Origin of the sequence: Planotetraspora kaengkrachanensis, assembly GCF_016862895.1 — a bacterium.
Classification (GTDB): domain Bacteria; phylum Actinomycetota; class Actinomycetes; order Streptosporangiales; family Streptosporangiaceae; genus Planotetraspora; species Planotetraspora kaengkrachanensis.
In genome coordinates, this window is sequence record NZ_BONV01000028.1 from 81,701 (window position 1) to 97,555 (window position 15,855).

Genomic DNA, 15,855 nt, shown 5'->3' on the forward strand with positions numbered 1-15,855 from the left:
CTTCAGACGGCGCTGGGGATCCCCGTCCCGGCGTCGAGCCCAGGCTCGATCTCCGCGTCGAACTCCGCCTCGAGTTCGGCGCCGATCTCCGCGTCGAGCTCGTCGTCGGCGACTGGCTCGCGCTCGGCGCCTGCTTCGGCGTCGGGGGACGCGGCGAGCTTGGCGCGCGCAGGCGATTCGATCGTGAGCATGTCATGGTAGCGGCGCGCCGCGCGCCAATCATCCGCGCCCGCGAGGGCCTCCTCGTAACGGTCGACGACGACGTCCGCGAGCCCTTCGCAGTCGCCGATGACCTCTGCGCAGCGGATGTCGAGCCCCTCGTGGTTGGCGCCGTAGGCCAGGGCCTGCGCCCAGATGCGCTCGAGCACCGCCCCGGCGAACAGGATGTACGGCAGGACGATCACCCGCTTGGCGCCGAGTCTGCGGCAGCGCTCCAGACCGCCGGGGACCCCGGGACGGGTGTGCGAGACGTAGGCCGTCTCGACCGTGAGCAGGTCGGACGCGTGGGTCTCCCAGAAGAGCCTGGAGACCCGGTGGACCTCGGCGTTCACCTCGGGGTCCGCGGATCCGTGGCCGACCAGCACGACGGCCGTCTCGGCGGGCCCGATGAACTCCGGCGGCTCGTCGGTCACCAGGCGTGGCATCTCCGCGCGGGCGTCCGCGAGCCGCTCCGCGAGGATGTCGAGCACGCGGGGGTCCGCGCCGAGCGGCCTGCCGAGGTCGTACTCGAACGTCGGGTGCCGCTCCTGCTCGAGCGCCAGCGTTCCCGGGATGTCGCCGAGGGCGTGCCGGTCGCCGGTGAGGCTCAGGGGCACCGCGATCACGTGGTGGTGCCCGCGTGCCACGAGGGAGGAGACGGAGTCGCTCAGCGGAGGGCGGGCGTTGGTGATGAAGCCGCCGCTCACCTCCGCGGGCAGTGCGTCGAGGCGGCAGCGGAGGCGGTGTACGAATCTGCCGAATTCGGCCACGCCGGTCTCATCGTGGGTTCCGTGTCCGATGAGCAACAGCGGCGGTTTCATGTACTGATCTCCCATGCCTTGACCTGCGGAGACGTGATCCGGCTCGTGAGGATAACCCTCCGGGCCCAATCATGGGCGCCTCTTGACCGATAGGCCCAGGTGGCGAGGAAATTTTTTACCTTTTCTCACTTAATTTCCCCTTGAAGCACGCTGAACAGCAGGGCGTCGGCCCGTCCACCGGGCACGGGAAGCGCCTGGCGCAGGATGCCCTCCTCGATGAAACCGGCCCGCCTCGCGACCGCCTGGCTGGCGCGGTTGCCGGTCGCGACCAGCAGGTGGACGCGGTGGAACCCCGCGTCCAGCAGGTACGAGGTGACGGTCCTGGTCGCCTCGGCCGCGAATCCCTGCCGCCGGGACCAGGGCGAGATCCAGTAGCCGATCTCGACGTCTCCCCGCTCGTGATCCTCGCGCTGCACGCCGATGGCGCCCGCGAGGCGCCCGCCCTCCCGCGGCTCGATGGCGAAGTTGCCGCCGACGGCCGTGCCTCCGGCGTGGGCGACGCGGGTGCACCAGTCGAGCGCGCGCTCGAGGGTGAAGTCCTCGGCCCACGGCATCCAGCGGCCGATCTCGGCGTCGTCCCGCACCGCGGCGAGCAGGTCGAAGGCGTCGCGTTTGACGAAGGGCCGCAGGGTCAGCCGGTCGCTCTCCAGCCGGCGCTCCACGCGGGTGTCGCCGCGGAGCATGCCGAAGACGACCAGGTCGTGCGGGCCGTCGTCCTCGTACCCCGCACCACGCAGCAGCCCCTCACGGGTGAAGCCGGCCTTCTCCGCGACCCGGATGGACGCCGCGTTGTCGGCGTTGGCCCGCAACTCGATCCTGCGCAGGGCCCCCGTCCGGAGCAGGCGGCCGGTGACACCCCTGACGGCCTCGGTGGCGTAGCCGCGGCCCCGGTGCGCCGGGTGAACGCCGTACCCCACCTCCGACGTGGCGGCGCCCCACTGCGTCTTGAACAGGCTGATCGCGCCGACGACGGCGCCGGAGGCCTCCATGGCGAGATGGATCCCCTGCCCTGAGCGCCACAGCTCGTGGACGCCCTGCGACAGCCACTGCGGTATCCCCGCCGGATGCCCGGGAGCGCCCGGCGGCAGCGCGGTGGAGTGCGCCCCCTCGCTGATGACCGTCCGCACCATGACGGCGTCCCGGGGTCCGAACGGCCGCAGCACCAGCCGCTCGGTGTTGATCGTCAGCTGCTCGTCGAACACAGCGCCACTCCAGGGAGATGCCGATTTGCCATCTGCTTCCTCGCCCACCTGGGCCTTCGCACGTTACGGACGGGCCCTCGCCGATGTTTGGGGCGGCCGGGCCGGGTACGAGGCATCTCATGACCCTATTCGGAGGTGAGGTCATGAGTATCCAACGTGGCGGCGCCGAACACGCTCCCCGTCTCGGCCGCGACCGGGAGCACGGGCCCGGCGGCGGCATCGGCATCACGCCCGCCGACGTGGAACGCCGCGGCAACCTGGCGAAATGGCTCAGCGACGCCCGCTTCCCCGCGGACGGACATGACCTCCTCACCCATGCCGGCGCCAAGAACGCCCCCGACGCCGTGCTGCAGGCCCTGCGCGACCTGCCCGACCTCAGGTACCAGAACGTCGGGCAGGTCGCCGAGGCCCTCGGCCTGGGGGTGGAACGGCACCATCAGTGAGAGTGGCGCCACCGGTGAGAGCTCAGCCGGAGGTCACGACCACCACTTCGAGCGTCCGCGGTCCATGGACGCCCTCGACCCGGTTGAGCTCGATGTCGCTGGTCGCGGACGGACCGCTGATCCAGGTCAGCGGACGTGCCGGGTCGAGCCGGGCGACGGCGCCGGGGACGCCCGACTCGATCTGGTCCTGCCGCACGACGCACAGGTGGTAGTCCGGCAGGAGCGTGAGCGCCCGCCGGCCCTGCCCCTCCCCGGCGTCCAGCACGATCGTCCCCGTCTCCGCGACGGCGACGGCGCACGTCGTCAGGATCCCGTCGGCCGTGTCGAGGTCGGCCGCGCTCAGCCGCGGCTCGTCGCCGATCCGCTCGAACCCTCCGGACGGCAGCCAGGTCTCCGGGAACCCCTCGGGCACGACGAGCCGCCGGACGCCGCGCGCGGCGAGCGAGTCGGCGACCAGCGCCGCGACGCCCGCCTCCTCGACGACGTGGACGACGGCCTTGTAGTCGCGCACGCGGTCCGCCAGCAGGTCGACCAGTCCGTCCGTGGCGGGCTCCGGACCCCGGTAGGACCGGGGGATCTCGACGTCGGGTACGCCCTCGACCGCGGCGCGGACCCGAGCGAGGATCACGTCGCGAGCGCTCATCGTGCGCCTCCGTCCGTACGGTTCCACCAGTCGCGGAACGACTCCTTCGGAATGGCGGGCAGGTCGCGGGTGTCCGTCCATCCGCCGAGCGGGCCGGGCAGCCGCTTCGGTACGAGGCGGCGCATCCTGCCGCCCATCCGCTGGGCCCGGGCCAGCCGTCCCTGCCGTTTGAAGACCCAGCCGGCGGCGGCCATGCCCGCGCGCTCGGCCACCGGGTGACGGCTGCGGCCGCGCAGTTCGATGAGGACCGACGGGATGTCGATGGCGACCGGGCACACCTCGTAGCACGCGCCGCAGAGCGAGCTGGCGTATGGCAGCGACCGGTCGAGCTCGGATCCCATCCCGCGCAGCTGCGGGGTGAGGATCGCCCCGATCGGCCCCGGATAGACCGACCCGTACGCGTGGCCGCCGGAGCGTTCGTACACGGGGCAGACGTTGAGGCAGGCCGAGCAGCGGATGCAGCGCAGCGCCTGGCGGCCGAGGTCGTCGGCGAGCACGCCGGTGCGGCCGTTGTCGAGCAGGACGAGGTGGAACTCCTGGCCCTCGGTGGCCCCGGTCCACATGGAGGTGTACGGGTTCATCCGCTCGCCGGTCGAGCTCCGGGGCAGCAACTGGAGGAACACCTCGAGGTCGCGCCAGGTCGGCACCAGCTTCTCGATCCCCACCACGCTGATCAGCGTCTCGGGGAGGGTCAGGCACATCCGGCCGTTGCCCTCCGACTCGAGCACGACCAGCGTCCCGGTCTCCGCGACCATGAAGTTGGCCCCGGAGATGGCGACCTTGGTGGCCAGGAAGCGCTCCCGCAGATGCAGGCGGGCGGCCTCGGCCAGGGCCGCGGGTTCGTCGGTGAGCCGCTCCGGCGCCGGTCGGCCCCACTCGGACATGTGCCGGACGAAGATCTCGCGGATCTCCGACCTGTTCCGGTGGATGGCGGGGACCAGGATGTGGGACGGCCAGTCGTCCCCGAGCTGGACGATCAGCTCGGCCAGGTCCGTCTCGTAGGCGGTGATCCCCTCGGCGTGCAGGGCCTCATTGAGCCCGATCTCCTGGGTGGCCATCGACTTGACCTTGACCACCTGCGTCTCGCCGGTGGCCTTGACGAGGTCGGTGACGATCCGGTTGGCCTCGGCGGCGTCGCGGGCCCAGTGCACGTGGCCGCCGGCCTTCGTGACGGCCTCCTCGAGCCGCACCAGGTAGGTGTCCAGGTTGCGGAGCGTGTGGTCCTTGATCGCCTTGCCGGCCTGACGCAGGTCGGGCCAGTCGGGCAGCTCCCCCACGACGCTCGCCCGCCTGCCGCGGATCGTCCCGGTCGCCTTGCGCAGGTTGAACCTGAGCTGGGAGTTCCTCACGGCCTTCGCGGCGTTCTCCGGGAAGGTCTCCTTGCCGGAGTAGCCCATCATCGAGACGGTTCCCGGCATGCCGAGGAAGGTGCGGCTCATCGCGATTCCTCCCGTTCGCGGGCGTCGCCGGGTTCCGTGGACGCCAGGATCTCGGCGAGGTGCATGACCCGCACGCCCGCCTTCTGGCGGGTGAGCGTGCCGCCGATGTGCATCAGGCAGGAGTTGTCGGCCGCGCAGAGCACCTCGGCGCCCGTGTCCAGCACGTTCCTGACCTTGTCCCCGCACATGGCCGCCGAGATATCCGGATTTTTCACGGCGAAGGTGCCGCCGAAGCCGCAACACTCCTCGGCACCCGCCAGCGGGACGAGTTCCAGACCCCTGACCTGCTCGAGCAGCCTCCTCGGCCGGTCGCCCAGGCGGAGCCCCCTGAGCGAGTGGCAGGTCGGATGGTAGGTGACCCGATGGGGGAAGTAGGCGCCCACGTCGGTGACGCCGAGCACGTCGACCAGGAACTCCGACAGGTCGTACACATGCGGGACCGTGTCGGCCACCGCCTCGGCCACCGCCCCGGGGAAGGCGCCGCCGTCCGCCAGCCTGGGGTACTGCTCCCGCACCATCGCGCCGCACGACCCCGAGGGGACGACGACGGCGTCGTAGCCGCGGAACACCGTCACGAAACGGTCCGCCAGCCGTACGCCCTCGGCCCGGTAGCCGGTGTTGAGGTGCATCTGCCCGCAGCAGGTCTGCGCCTCCGGGAAGTCGACGTCGACGCCGAGCCTCCGGAGCAGGGTCACGACCGCCTTCCCGGTGTCAGGGAACAGCGTGTCGTTGACACAGGTGATGAACAGGGCGACCCGCACATGCCCTCCCGCGATGTATGGTCAGACCAAATATGGTCAGACCATACATCCATCATCCCTCGCGTACCACGCGTGACCGGAGGAGGCCCCGTGACCGAGCTCGCCGGGCAGGCGCGCAACCCCGCCCGCGTGCGCGCCTTCGAGGGAGTCCTCGCGCGGATCGAGGAGCGGATCGCGGCCGACGGCCTCACCGTGGGCGACCGGTTGCCCGGTGAACGCCAGCTCGCCGAGCAGCTCCAGGTGAGCCGGTCGTCGGTCCGCGAGGCCCTGCGCGTGCTGGAGAGCCTGGGCGTGGTGTCGTCGCAGGTCGGGCGGGGCCCGGACGCGGGAGCCGTCCTGACCTCGCGTCCCGGCAGCGCGCTCACCGGTCTGCTGCGCCTGCACCTCGGGCTGGCCACGCTGTCGCTGCGCGAAGTGGTCGACACGCGGCTGATGATCGAGCAGTGGTCCGCGGGGCACGCGGCCCGTTCCCGGGCGGGCCTGGAGACCATGGAGCGGGCCATCGCGGCCATGGACGCGGCGCGCGGCCCGGAGGAGTTCGTCGAGCACGACATCGCCTTCCACGCCGCCATCGCCGAGGCCTCGGGCAACCGGCTCACCTCGGCGATCATGCAGGCGCTGCGCGGGGCCGTCCAGCGCTTCGCCATCGACGCCGTCGTACGGCTGGGCGACACCGGGGGCCTGCAGGCCGACCATCGCCGGATCCGCGACGCGATCAGGGACGGCGACGCCGCGACCGCGGTGGAGGCGATAGCCGTACATCTGGAGCGCGCATATCCGTCCACGGCTGGCCCAGCGAGCTAGAACGTGTTCTACTTAGGGCGTGGCTGACGATCTCAGACTGGGACTGAATCTCGGGTACTGGCAGCGGAACGCCGACGACGCGACCGAACTGGTCCAGACGGCCGAACGGCTCGGTTACGAGTCGGTGTGGACGGCCGAGGCCTACGGGAGCGACGCCTTCACGCCCCTCGCCTGGTACGGCGCGCGCACCAGCAGGATCAAGCTCGGGACGAGCGTCGCCCAGTTGTCCGCGCGGCCTCCCGTCACCACCGCGATGACGGCGATGACGCTCGACCACCTCACCGGCGGGCGCCTGCTCCTCGGTGTGGGCGCGTCGGGGCCCCAGGTGGTCGAGGGCTGGTACGGCCAGCCGTTCTCCCGGCCTCTCGCGCGGACCCGCGAGTACGTCGAGATCATGCGCAGGGTCTGGCGCCGGGAGGAGCCCGTCACGGGCCCGGGACCGCACTATCCCCTGCCGCTCCCCGGCGGCCTGGGCAAGCCGCTCAAGCTGATCACCCATCCCCTCCGGGACGACATCCCCCTCTACCTCGGCGCGGAGGGCCCGAAGAACGTCGCGCTCGCCGCCGAGGTCGCCCAGGGCTGGCTGCCGCTGTTCGTCTTCCCCGAGAAGATCGAGGCCATGTACGGCGAGGCGCTCGCCGGCGCGGCTCCCGGCTTCGACGTCGCGGCCATGGTGAACGTCATCGTGACCGACGACGTCCGCGCCGCCATCGACGGGGTGAAGATGATGCTCACCCTGTACATCGGCGGCATGGGCGCCAAGACGCGCAACTTCCACGCCGACATCGTGGGCAGGATGGGGTACGCCGAGGCCGCCGAGCGGATCCAGGCGCTCTATCTGGCCGGGCGCAGGGACGAGGCGTTCGCCGCCATCCCGGACGAACTCGCCGACGGCATCTCGCTGGTCGGGCCCATCGGCCGCATCCACGAACGGCTCGAACTGTGGCGCAAGAGCCCGGTGACGAACCTGCTGGTCATGGGCCCGCGCGACGAAGCCACGCTGAAGGACATCCGGGACCTCGTCCTGGGATGAGGCGCGCGGCCCGCCCGGAGGCGGATGATGGCGGGGTGCGGATCCACATCGAGGCGACGAACCTGCCCGGCCGTTCGTGCCCTCCCGGAGCAGGCTTTCCCGGCTACGACGGCATCCACGTCGGCGTCCAGGGGCGGGTCCGCCGTGACGAGTTGCTCGGCCTCCACCCCGGTGACGCGGCCTCGGCCGCGTGGACACTGGAGTGCACGGCCGTCGCCACGGCGGACGGCACGGACTTCAGGGGTGCCCAGATCCAGGGCCGCCCGGGAGGACGGTTCATCTACCTGGCCTGGGGCTCGGTCGACGGCGCGGGCGTCTTCACGATGTTCCGGCGGGCGAAGCTCATGCTCGACGCCGTCGATCCCGCCACCGCCGAGGCCGCGGTCCGGACGGGACGGCTCGTCGCGCGTCTCGGGCTCACCGACGGCAAGGGGGAGCCGCTCTGCGCCGCCGTGCGGCCGCCCCTCATCGAATGGTCGGCGGGCGCCTGAGGTGGTCAGCGCCCCGTCGAGCCGTCAGCTCGTACCCGACTGATACGCGGTCGGCAGCTTCGCCTTGCTCAGGGCCGCCGCGAGCCGCGGGGTCAGCGAATCGATGTACGTCGCCGTGATGTGCGAGCCCTGGCGGTAGACGAGCACGTTGCCGATCACGGGCGCGCACCGGTCGGCGGGACAGATGGCGTCGAACAGGTCGACGAACGCCACGCCAGGCCTGCCCTTCGCCGCCAGGCTCTGCGTGGGCGCCGCGCTCGCGGCGTAGCGCTTGCGGTCGAAGGCGCAGGCCGACAACTTGTCGGGGTTCTTCGCGACGCACTCGTAGACGTTCATGCCGGGGGGCGGGTTGTCCGCCACCACCACGACCCTCGTGTGCAGCGACGTCAGCTCGGACCAGGCACCGCGCAGACCCTGCACCATGGCCGCCTGGGTCGGCTTCCCGCCGGCGTCCAGCCCCTTGGCCTCCCCCTGTGAGGTGATCACGAAGCTCGGCGGGTCCGCCGTCAGCCGCCGGCGCACCTCGTCGGTCCATTCCCGGCACGACTGGTACGGCTTGCCGTCGTACTCGGTCGACGCCAGTGAGTAGCCGCACGCGGACTTGAAGTAGGTGACCAGGTTCCAGCTGTTCTGGTCGGCCAGCGACTGCAGCGCCGGCATCCACTGGGCCATCTTTGAGTCGCCGACCACCGCCACGGTGGTCGGGCCGCTCCGATCGCCGTACTGGCAGGTGACCACCTCGGACTTGGTCGTGACCTGCTGACATCCCTTGGCGTACGCGTCCGGCACGTCGGCCGCCGCCTCGGTGGGAGTCGGCGTCATCCAGTCGACGTGTTCCACCACGGCTCCGGCCGGGCTGTCACGCGGCTTGTCGCCGAGGGCCGCGGCGCCCTGTGCCACCGCACCCGCGGGCACCTGCGTGCCGCCCACGGACAGCAGCAGGACCAGACCGGCGGCCACGCCCAGCAGGGTGAAGTTGGCGCCCATGCTGAGCGCGAGCCGCGACGAGCGTGCGATGGCCGCGGAATGCCGGAGGGGATTCTCCACGACGCGAGCGGTCAGCCAGGCCGGGACGACCGAGACGGCCGCCACGACCAGGCCCTGCTTGGCCGACAGGTCACCGAAGTACGCGGTCGCCGCCACGAGCAGCGGCCAGTGCCACAGGTAGAGCGAGTACGACAGGCCGCCGATCCATCGCATCGGTTTCACACCGAGTAGCGACGCCGGCCCTCCCCTGGTCACCGCGAACCCGGCCGCGATGACCGCCGCGGCTCCGAGCGTGGGCAGCGCGGCGGCGTACCCGGGCCACGCCGTCTCACCGGTGATGAGCAGCCCGGCCGCGGCGATCGCGGCCAGGCCCGCCCAGCCGAGGACGATGGCCGGGACGCGCGGCAGCCGGGTGAACGCGCCGGCGGCGAGCGCCACCGCGGCGCCGATCCCCAGCTCCCACATGCGGGTCGTCGTCTCGAAGAACGCGCGGGCGGGGACGTTCGCCGTCTCGCTCAGCGACCAGGCGAACGACGGGACGACCACCAGGGCCAGGCCCACCCAGAGCGTCGGCCTCGTCCGCCCCCGGAGCATCCGGGCCACCACGATGGCGGCGAGGATCAGCAGCGGCCACACCAGGTAGAACTGCTCCTCCACCGCCAGCGACCAGAAGTGCTGCACCGGAGAAGGCTGGGAGTCCTCGGCCAGGTAGTCGACGGACCGGTCGGCGAACCGCCAGTTCACGATGTAGAGAGCCGCGCCGGCGATGTCCCCGCCGATCTCGCTCCACCGCGTCGCCGGGATGAACAGGCGCGTCAGGACCGCGCTCACCAGCAGGACGATGCCCGCGGCCGGCAGCAGGCGCTTGGCCCGCCGGGCGTAGAACCGGACGAGCGAGATCGTCCCTGTCCTGCCCATCTCCGACACGAGCTGCGTCGTGATCAGGAATCCCGAGATGACGAAGAAGACGTCGACGCCGACGAATCCGCCGGGGAGGAAGGGCAGTCCCGCGTGGTACAGCAGGACCAGCCCGACGGCGACCGCGCGGAGCCCTTCGATGTCACCGCGGAACCGGCTCGAGGACGCGCGCCCGGCGGCGGGCGCCGCCTGCCCGGCGGACGTGGCGGTCGCCGGGGACTCCTCCAGCATCAGACGCCCTTGTGGAGCGGCCACCGGGTGCCCGTTCGCTTCGGAGTCACGACTCGGCGAGGCATCCCGGCTGCTCAGTGCGATCACCTATCTACAGCGACGTTGTCGGTACGTTGCCCAGTCGGCCCGTTGAATGGATACGTCCGCTCTTGTGGCTAGGCGGCAGCATAGTGGCCGCTTCGGGCGATACGTGGAGAGATCGGGGCGTGGGCGCCGGAGACGGCCCGCACAGAGCGTCGCCGGGTGGGCGTTCCCAGCGGGCCGGACGACTTCACCTGATTAAGAGGATCACTGACGGGATAGGACTGAGACAGGTTCCACGCACGCCGGGGGGAGAATCACATGCGGTCGACCTCGTCACCCGTGAGCCGTGCGGCCGCCGGCGTGTACGTCTGGCTCACGCTGCAGGTCCTCGCGATGGCCGCGCTGGTGGTCTTCGAAGAGGCCCGCGGGCACCGGCTGGCGCAGCAGATCGCGGCGTTCGGCGGCGACCCGCAAGCGCCGGAGGCCCGCCAGGTGGCGGGCGCCGTTACGGTGTTCGCGATCCTGATGATGGCGCTGACCATCGCGACCCTCGCCACCGGAGCGGCCTACCTGACCTGGCTGCGGCGCGCCCTGCCCGGAACCTCCAGGCTGAGGCTCCTCGCGTCCTGGCTCGTGCCCGGGGTCAACCTGGTGGCGCCGCTCGTACTGGCCGACCGCGCCTGGCGCGACGCCGGCAACGGAGTCATCTGGACGGAGGCCGGTCGCCGGTCCGGCGGGCCCGGCGAACAGGGCCGCGGGCGGTGGCTGCTCCTGGGCGCCTGCTGGTGGGCGAGCCTGCTGGTGGCGGTGTTCCTGGTTTTCGTACGGCACGGGCACGCCGGCCTGACCGGCGCGGGGCTGCTCCAGCTTGGCGCCACGATCATCGCCGCCGTCCTGTGCGCCGCGACCGTCCGGGAGATCACCGTCCTCGGGGAGATGAGGCACTCGCCGCGGGCGTTCGAGCACCGGGAGTTCTCCGAGCTACGGGAACGGCGGCTCAAGGCCAGGCCGCCGGCGCATCACTCGAGCTACGTCTTCTCTTCGTCGTCCGGCCCGGTCTCCGCGGAGCACGCGGGCCGGGATCGTCACCGCCCGGGCGGCGGCCCTGAGCTGCCCGAGCTGGCATGCCAGAGCCGTCGCTGGGGCTCCGCCGGATGGCCGCGGATCCGTCCCTCCCGCACCCCCGGAGTCGGCCCGATATCGGAGTAGGGCGAGAGCCTGAAACCGTTGCCGTACTCGATGGGCCGCCCGCCCACACCCGCGCCGGAGGCGGGCTGCTCGCTCAGCACCGCGCGGACGGCGCCGATGCCCTCGGCCCGCCACAGCCGTTCGAGGTCGAGCAGGTTCCAGCAGTGGACGGCCCGCAGCGAGACGGCCCTCCCGCCGGTGCGCCTGACCACCCCCCGGGCCAGCAGGAGCCACGACCCGAACACGGTGGCCGCGGTGTGCGCCTGCACCGACTCGAAGAACGTCAGGTCGATCGGGCCGGTCGAGTCGTCGAGCGTCGTGAAGATCACCCGCTGACCCGAGCGCACGGCCGGGGTCTGGGTGGCCACCTTCACTCCCGCGACCAGGATCTCCGCGCCGTTGCGCCGGCTCAGCAGGTCTTTCGACCTGGTCACGCCGATGGCGTCGAGGAGCTCGTCGTGGAAGGCGATCACGTGGCGACTGACGTCCATGCCGAGGATCGACAGCTCGGCCTCGACCGCCTCGACCTCGGTCATCTCCGGCAACTCCCCCGGTATGACCTGCTCGGTGAACGCCATGGGCAGCTGTACCGCCGACCCGGTGGTCACGCCGGTCGAAGAGGCCCGGTCGAGCGTGCCCACCTGGGCGACCAGGTCGCGCCGGGTCAGCTCTCCCGGCCGCCACCGGGGCTCTCCCGGCCGCAGACCGTACAGCGCGTCGAAGCCGCCGACCTCGATGATCCGCTCGGCCGTCGGGCGCGAGGGGCGGGCCCGCTCCCAGAAGTCGGCCATCGAGGTGTACGGCCGGCCCGCGACCATCCGGTCGACCTCCGCCTCGCTCGCCCCCTTGACCGCGGAGAACGGCACCCGCAGGCCGTACCCGCGCCCGATGTCGCCGATCCCGGCCCCGCCGGGGCCGCCGGGCGCGACGGAGCCCGTCCGTTCCACGAGCCATTCCCTGCCGGAGCGGTTGACGTCCAGCGGAAGGATGTCGACCCCGCACTGGCGGGCCTCGTCGAGGATCACGCGGTTGGGGTACATGCCGGGCTCGTGGGTGAGCACGCCGGCGAAGAAGGCGGCCGCGTGGTGCCGTTTGAGCCAGGCCGACTGGTAGGTGGGCAGCGCGAACGCCGCCGCGTGCGCCTTGCAGAACCCGAAGCCGCCGAACGCGTCGAGCACCTTCCACGCCTTCTCGACCGCGGCGTCGTCGAAGCCGTTCTCCGTGGCGAGCGGCACGAACCACGACCGGACGATCTCCCGGCCCGCCGGGGTCCCGAGGGTGCGGCGCATCTTCTCCGCGAACGACAGGCTCTTCCCCGTCATCACATGGATGATCTTCAGGACCTGCTCGTGGAAGACGACCACCCCGTTGGTCTCCCGGAGTGCTTCCTTCAGGTCCTTGTGCGGGTAGTACGGCTCGCGGTAGCCGTGCCTGGCCTCCAGGTAGGGGGTGACCATGTCGGAGTTGACCGGTCCCGGCCGGAACAGCGAGATGTCCACGATCAGGTCGTGCATGGTCCGGGGCTCGAGCTTGGCCACCAGCTCCCGCTGACCGGGCGACTCGATCTGGAAGCAGCCGAGCGTGCGGCCGGTGCGGATCATGTCGTAGGTGGGCCGGTCGTCATGGGGGACGGCGTCCAGGTCGACCCTCCGGCCGTCCACCCGCTCGATCTCCTTGAGCGAGTAGGCCATCGCCGACTGCATGCGCACCCCGAGCACGTCGAGCTTGAGCAGCCCGGCCTCCTCGACGTCGTCCTTGTCGAACTGCGACATCGGGAAGCCGAGCAGGCTGCGCTCCACCGGCGTCCGGTCGCGGAGGGCGGAGTTGCCGATCAGCACCCCGCACGGGTGGAGCGCGATGTGCCGGGGCAGCCCGTCGAGCCGCTCCGCCAGCCGGAACATGTTCTGCAGCCCCCGGTCGTTCAGCCCGCTGTCGCGCAACTCAGGCAGGTCGGCCAGGGCTGCGCCGATCTGCTTGGCCCTGACGTGCGGAAACGCCTTGGCGATGACGTCGATCTCGTGCGGCGGCAGGCCCATCGCCGCTCCCACGTCGCGCAGCGCGCTGCGTGCCCGGTAGGTCTCCATCATGGAGACGCAGGCCACGCGCGCCTCGCCGTACCTGCCGAGGATGGCCCGGTAGCAGTCGAGGCGGCGGGCGGACTCCACGTCGACGTCGATGTCGGGCAGGCCGCGGCGCCCCTCGGAGAGGAAGCGCTCCATCAGCAGGCCGTGCTCGAGGGGGTTCACCTCGCCGATGCCGATGAGGTGGTTGACCAGGCTGCCCGCGCCGGAGCCCCGGATCGCGCAGCGGATGCCCATCGAACGGATCATGTCCGTGATACCGGCGACCGCGATGAAATATCCGGACAGGCGCTTCTTCTCGATGATATCCAGCTCGTCGGCGAGACGCTCCCTGGCGTCGCGCGAACGGGCCATGCCGCGGTCGATCAGCCCGTCCTCGCACCGGTGCCGCAGCAGCGGGACCGGGTCCTCGCCGATCTCCGGCAGGTGCAGCCGGGGATCGTCCTCGTCCAGGAGCGGCACGATCTCGACGGGGTCCAGCCGGCACTGCTCCGCGACGCGGCGCGTCCACTCCAGCAGCCGGCCGGCGCGCTCGGCGTCTCCCCCGCAGATCTTGAAGGCGACGCGGGTCATCTCCTGGCCGTCCTTCAGGTAGGCGTGCGCGGTGGGGTTCTCGACGTGCCGCGTGTGCAGGGGCACGAGCTTGCGCGCCGCGTCGAGCACGTTGCCGACCTGGTGGCCGGCGGCGTCGAGATAGCGCACCGCGTTGGTGAGCACGGCGGGCACGCCCATCGAGCCGGCCAGCGCGAGCATGCGGGCGGCGATGTTCGCCTCGTGGTAGCCGAAGAGGTCGGACAGTTCGACGACCAGGCCGGGCACCACGGAACGCCAGGCGGCCAGCAGGGTCCTGGCCTGCTCGTCCCGTCGCTCCGCCACCGCGCGGCCGACGCCGGACCGCGGGCCGAGCATCACCACCAGCCGCGGGTCGCCGTCGGGGCCCGTCGCGTGCTCGGCCACCATCCCCGGCGTCACGTACGGCTCGCCGCGCTCCCCCGCGTGATGGGCCGCGGTGACCAGGCGGCACAGGGCGGCCCAGCCGCCGGAGCGGGCGAGCACGACGATCCGCGCCGGCTCGTCTCCCGGCCGGGCCGCCTGCGTCTCTGTCGCGAGGTCGACGCCGACGATCGGATCGATCCCCGCCGCGTGGCACGCCTGAATGTGCTTGACCGCACCGTAGAGACCGTCGCGGTCGGTCAGCGCGAGCGCGTCCATGCCGTGCTCGGCCGCCCTCCGGACGAGGGCGTCGGGGAACGCCGTGCCGTACCGGAGCGAGTACGCCGAGGCCACATGCAGGTGTGTGAAGGAGGTCATCGGAGCCTCCCTGTTCGGAAATCCCCGTGTCGTTCCCATCAGTCCCAGGCCCTCAGGAGGAGCCAGCCGCCGCTCGCGGTGTCGAAGCGCAGCTCGTAGGTGCCGACGTCCCTGCCCGCAGCGGCCTCGAGCCGCCAGAACCGGCGCTCCCCCGGGTCCGCGTCATTGGTCTTCCACCACTCACGGGCGACCACCCAGTGGTCCTGCACCTGCCGTACGGCGTAGAGCCGGTCCCGCCAGACGAACTGAGCAGGCTGACCGTCCCGGACCCACACCTCGATCGGATCACCGTAGAGTCTGCTCAAGACGTCTTCTCCCTGTGGCATCACGGCCACCCGGGGGAAGACGGGCGGATCAATCGGGCAGAATGCCCGCTACTTCGAACATACGTTCCCAGGAGATCGAACGCAAGTCGCCACAGCGGCGGCGTGTGTCATCCCGGGTCAATCGCCTGCCCTGCGAACCAGAGAGTTCGCCGTCGTGGAGTTGCGGATGCTGAAGGTGACGCTGCCCGCGCGATAACGGTCGTCCGAGCACTCGGCCGGACGCCCCTCCTGGCTCGTGGTCGTGCGCCGCTGGCGCAGCAGGGGGCTGCCGCGGCGGACGCCGAGCAGCCGCGCGTCCTCCGCCCCCGCGGCGACGGCGTCGATCAGGTGCTCACCGTAGGCGAAGACGAGGCCGACCGCCTCGTACAGCTCCTGGGTGACGGACTCGCAGGCCGGGTCGAGCTTCTCGACGGCCGGGGCGATCCAGCCCGCGTAGACGGTCCGCTCCACCAGGACGGGCTCGCCGTCGAGGCGGCGCAGCCTGAGCACGGAGAGGACCTCCTCGCCCGGGGTGATCGCCAGCCGCACCGCCTCCGACGGGGTCGACGGACGGCGGTGCGAGTCGAGCACCAGACCTCCGGCGCGGTGGCCCACCGAGCGCGCCCACTGGGCGAAGCTGTGCAACTCGGCGAAGCTCTGGCTGCGCTCACTTCCGAGCACGATCCGCCGCGCCCCCTGCCGGGTGCCGACGAGCCCTTCCGCCACCAGGACCGCCACGGCCTGACGGACCGTGCCCCGTGCCGCGTTGAAACGCGAGGCCAGCTCGGCCTCCGTGGGCAGTTGGGCGCCGATCCGATAGTCGCCCCGGACGATCGCGTCCCGCAGTTCTCCCGCGATGTGTTCATAACGCGCCATCGTCCCGGTCCTTCTCCGTTCATATCCGTGACACAAAAGTCCGACTTACTGGTCTCGCTTGTTTGTACAAGTTGCTCTAGGTTCGATCCACATATCTCA

The 15,855-nt window shown here is 71.5% G+C and carries 13 protein-coding genes and 1 pseudogene; 5 read left to right on the forward strand and 9 right to left on the reverse strand.

Features of this window, described 5'->3' with window-relative positions; translation table 11 throughout:
• Nucleotides 1–2: 2 nt before the first annotated feature.
• Together Pka01_RS26345 and Pka01_RS26350 are read right to left on the reverse strand one after the other, a co-directional pair.
• Nucleotides 3–1,019 (reverse strand): sirohydrochlorin chelatase, encoded by a 1,017-nt coding sequence (locus Pka01_RS26345; protein WP_203885571.1) that lies wholly within the window; start codon nt 1,017–1,019, stop codon nt 3–5.
• 125 nt (nt 1,020–1,144) lie between these two features.
• Nucleotides 1,145–2,221 carry a GNAT family N-acetyltransferase gene (locus Pka01_RS26350; protein WP_203885572.1) on the reverse strand — a complete coding sequence of 359 codons (1,077 nt, stop codon included), beginning with the start codon at nt 2,219–2,221 and terminating at the stop codon, nt 1,145–1,147.
• A gap of 143 nt (nt 2,222–2,364) precedes the next feature.
• On the opposite strand from Pka01_RS26350, the gene Pka01_RS26355 reads away from it, so the two are divergent.
• Nucleotides 2,365–2,664 carry a DUF2795 domain-containing protein gene (locus Pka01_RS26355; protein WP_203885573.1) on the forward strand — a complete coding sequence of 100 codons (300 nt, stop codon included), beginning with the start codon at nt 2,365–2,367 and terminating at the stop codon, nt 2,662–2,664.
• 22 nt (nt 2,665–2,686) lie between these two features.
• Here Pka01_RS26355 and Pka01_RS26360 read toward each other — a convergent pair whose 3' ends face one another.
• From Pka01_RS26360 to Pka01_RS26370, 3 genes are read right to left on the reverse strand one after another with little or no spacing between them, the layout of a single operon-like run.
• Entirely contained in the window at nt 2,687–3,307 is a 621-nt protein-coding gene (locus tag Pka01_RS26360) for a LutC/YkgG family protein (protein WP_203885574.1), read from the reverse strand.
• Nucleotides 3,304–4,746 (reverse strand): lactate utilization protein B, encoded by a 1,443-nt coding sequence (locus Pka01_RS26365; RefSeq protein ID WP_373318189.1) that lies wholly within the window; start codon nt 4,744–4,746, stop codon nt 3,304–3,306. The genes Pka01_RS26360 and Pka01_RS26365 overlap by 4 nt, the downstream gene beginning before the upstream one ends.
• A complete protein-coding gene (locus Pka01_RS26370) occupies nt 4,743–5,507 on the reverse strand; it encodes a (Fe-S)-binding protein (RefSeq protein WP_203885575.1) in 765 nt (254 codons plus the stop codon). The genes Pka01_RS26365 and Pka01_RS26370 overlap by 4 nt, the downstream gene beginning before the upstream one ends.
• 90 nt (nt 5,508–5,597) lie before the next feature.
• Here Pka01_RS26370 and Pka01_RS26375 point away from each other — a divergent pair, with 90 nt between their 5' ends.
• From Pka01_RS26375 to Pka01_RS26385, 3 genes are read left to right on the forward strand one after another with little or no spacing between them, the layout of a single operon-like run.
• Nucleotides 5,598–6,311 (forward strand): FadR/GntR family transcriptional regulator, encoded by a 714-nt coding sequence (locus tag Pka01_RS26375; protein WP_239115310.1) that lies wholly within the window; start codon nt 5,598–5,600, stop codon nt 6,309–6,311.
• A 19-nt stretch (nt 6,312–6,330) separates the two neighbouring features.
• On the forward strand, nt 6,331–7,344 hold the full coding sequence (locus Pka01_RS26380) for an LLM class F420-dependent oxidoreductase (RefSeq protein ID WP_203885577.1): 1,014 nt from the start codon (nt 6,331–6,333) through the stop codon (nt 7,342–7,344).
• Between the two features lie 35 nt (nt 7,345–7,379).
• Nucleotides 7,380–7,835 (forward strand): DUF5990 family protein, encoded by a 456-nt coding sequence (locus Pka01_RS26385; protein ID WP_203885578.1) that lies wholly within the window; start codon nt 7,380–7,382, stop codon nt 7,833–7,835.
• 24 nt (nt 7,836–7,859) lie between these two features.
• Here Pka01_RS26385 and Pka01_RS26390 read toward each other — a convergent pair whose 3' ends face one another.
• Nucleotides 7,860–9,971, reverse strand: coding sequence for an acyltransferase family protein (locus tag Pka01_RS26390; RefSeq protein ID WP_203885579.1), 2,112 nt, complete (start codon nt 9,969–9,971; stop codon nt 7,860–7,862).
• Between the two features lie 417 nt (nt 9,972–10,388).
• On the opposite strand from Pka01_RS26390, the pseudogene Pka01_RS41355 reads away from it, so the two are divergent.
• Nucleotides 10,389–10,907 (forward strand): annotated as a pseudogene (locus tag Pka01_RS41355) (DUF4328 domain-containing protein); the annotation flags it as partial.
• 173 nt (nt 10,908–11,080) lie between these two features.
• On the opposite strand, the gene Pka01_RS26395 reads toward Pka01_RS41355, so the two are convergent.
• From Pka01_RS26395 to Pka01_RS26405, 3 genes are all read right to left on the reverse strand, one after another.
• The gene (locus Pka01_RS26395) at nt 11,081–14,575 is read right to left on the reverse strand and encodes a DNA polymerase III subunit alpha (RefSeq protein WP_203885580.1); all 3,495 of its coding nucleotides are present in this window, start codon (nt 14,573–14,575) and stop codon (nt 11,081–11,083) included.
• Nucleotides 14,576–14,613: 38 nt separating this feature from the next.
• Nucleotides 14,614–14,880: a DUF6504 family protein gene (locus Pka01_RS26400; protein WP_203885581.1), complete on the reverse strand. Its 267-nt coding sequence runs from the start codon at nt 14,878–14,880 to the stop codon at nt 14,614–14,616.
• A gap of 138 nt (nt 14,881–15,018) precedes the next feature.
• Nucleotides 15,019–15,756 (reverse strand): GntR family transcriptional regulator, encoded by a 738-nt coding sequence (locus Pka01_RS26405; RefSeq protein ID WP_203885582.1) that lies wholly within the window; start codon nt 15,754–15,756, stop codon nt 15,019–15,021.
• Between the last annotated feature and the right edge of the window lie 99 nt (nt 15,757–15,855).

Excerpts from the sequence above, each read along its gene's own strand:
- Pka01_RS26345 (WP_203885571.1), bottom strand. The coding sequence starts at position 1,019 with ATGAAACCGCCGCTGTTGCTCATCGGACACGGAACCCACGATGAGACC.
- Pka01_RS26355 (WP_203885573.1), top strand. The coding sequence starts at position 2,365 with ATGAGTATCCAACGTGGCGGCGCCGAACACGCTCCCCGTCTCGGCCGC.
- Pka01_RS26360 (WP_203885574.1), bottom strand. The coding sequence starts at position 3,307 with ATGAGCGCTCGCGACGTGATCCTCGCTCGGGTCCGCGCCGCGGTCGAG.
- Pka01_RS26365 (WP_373318189.1), bottom strand. The coding sequence starts at position 4,746 with ATGAGCCGCACCTTCCTCGGCATGCCGGGAACCGTCTCGATGATGGGC.
- Pka01_RS26390 (WP_203885579.1), bottom strand. The coding sequence starts at position 9,971 with ATGCTGGAGGAGTCCCCGGCGACCGCCACGTCCGCCGGGCAGGCGGCG.
- Pka01_RS26395 (WP_203885580.1), bottom strand. The coding sequence starts at position 14,575 with ATGACCTCCTTCACACACCTGCATGTGGCCTCGGCGTACTCGCTCCGG.
- Pka01_RS26405 (WP_203885582.1), bottom strand. The coding sequence starts at position 15,756 with ATGGCGCGTTATGAACACATCGCGGGAGAACTGCGGGACGCGATCGTC.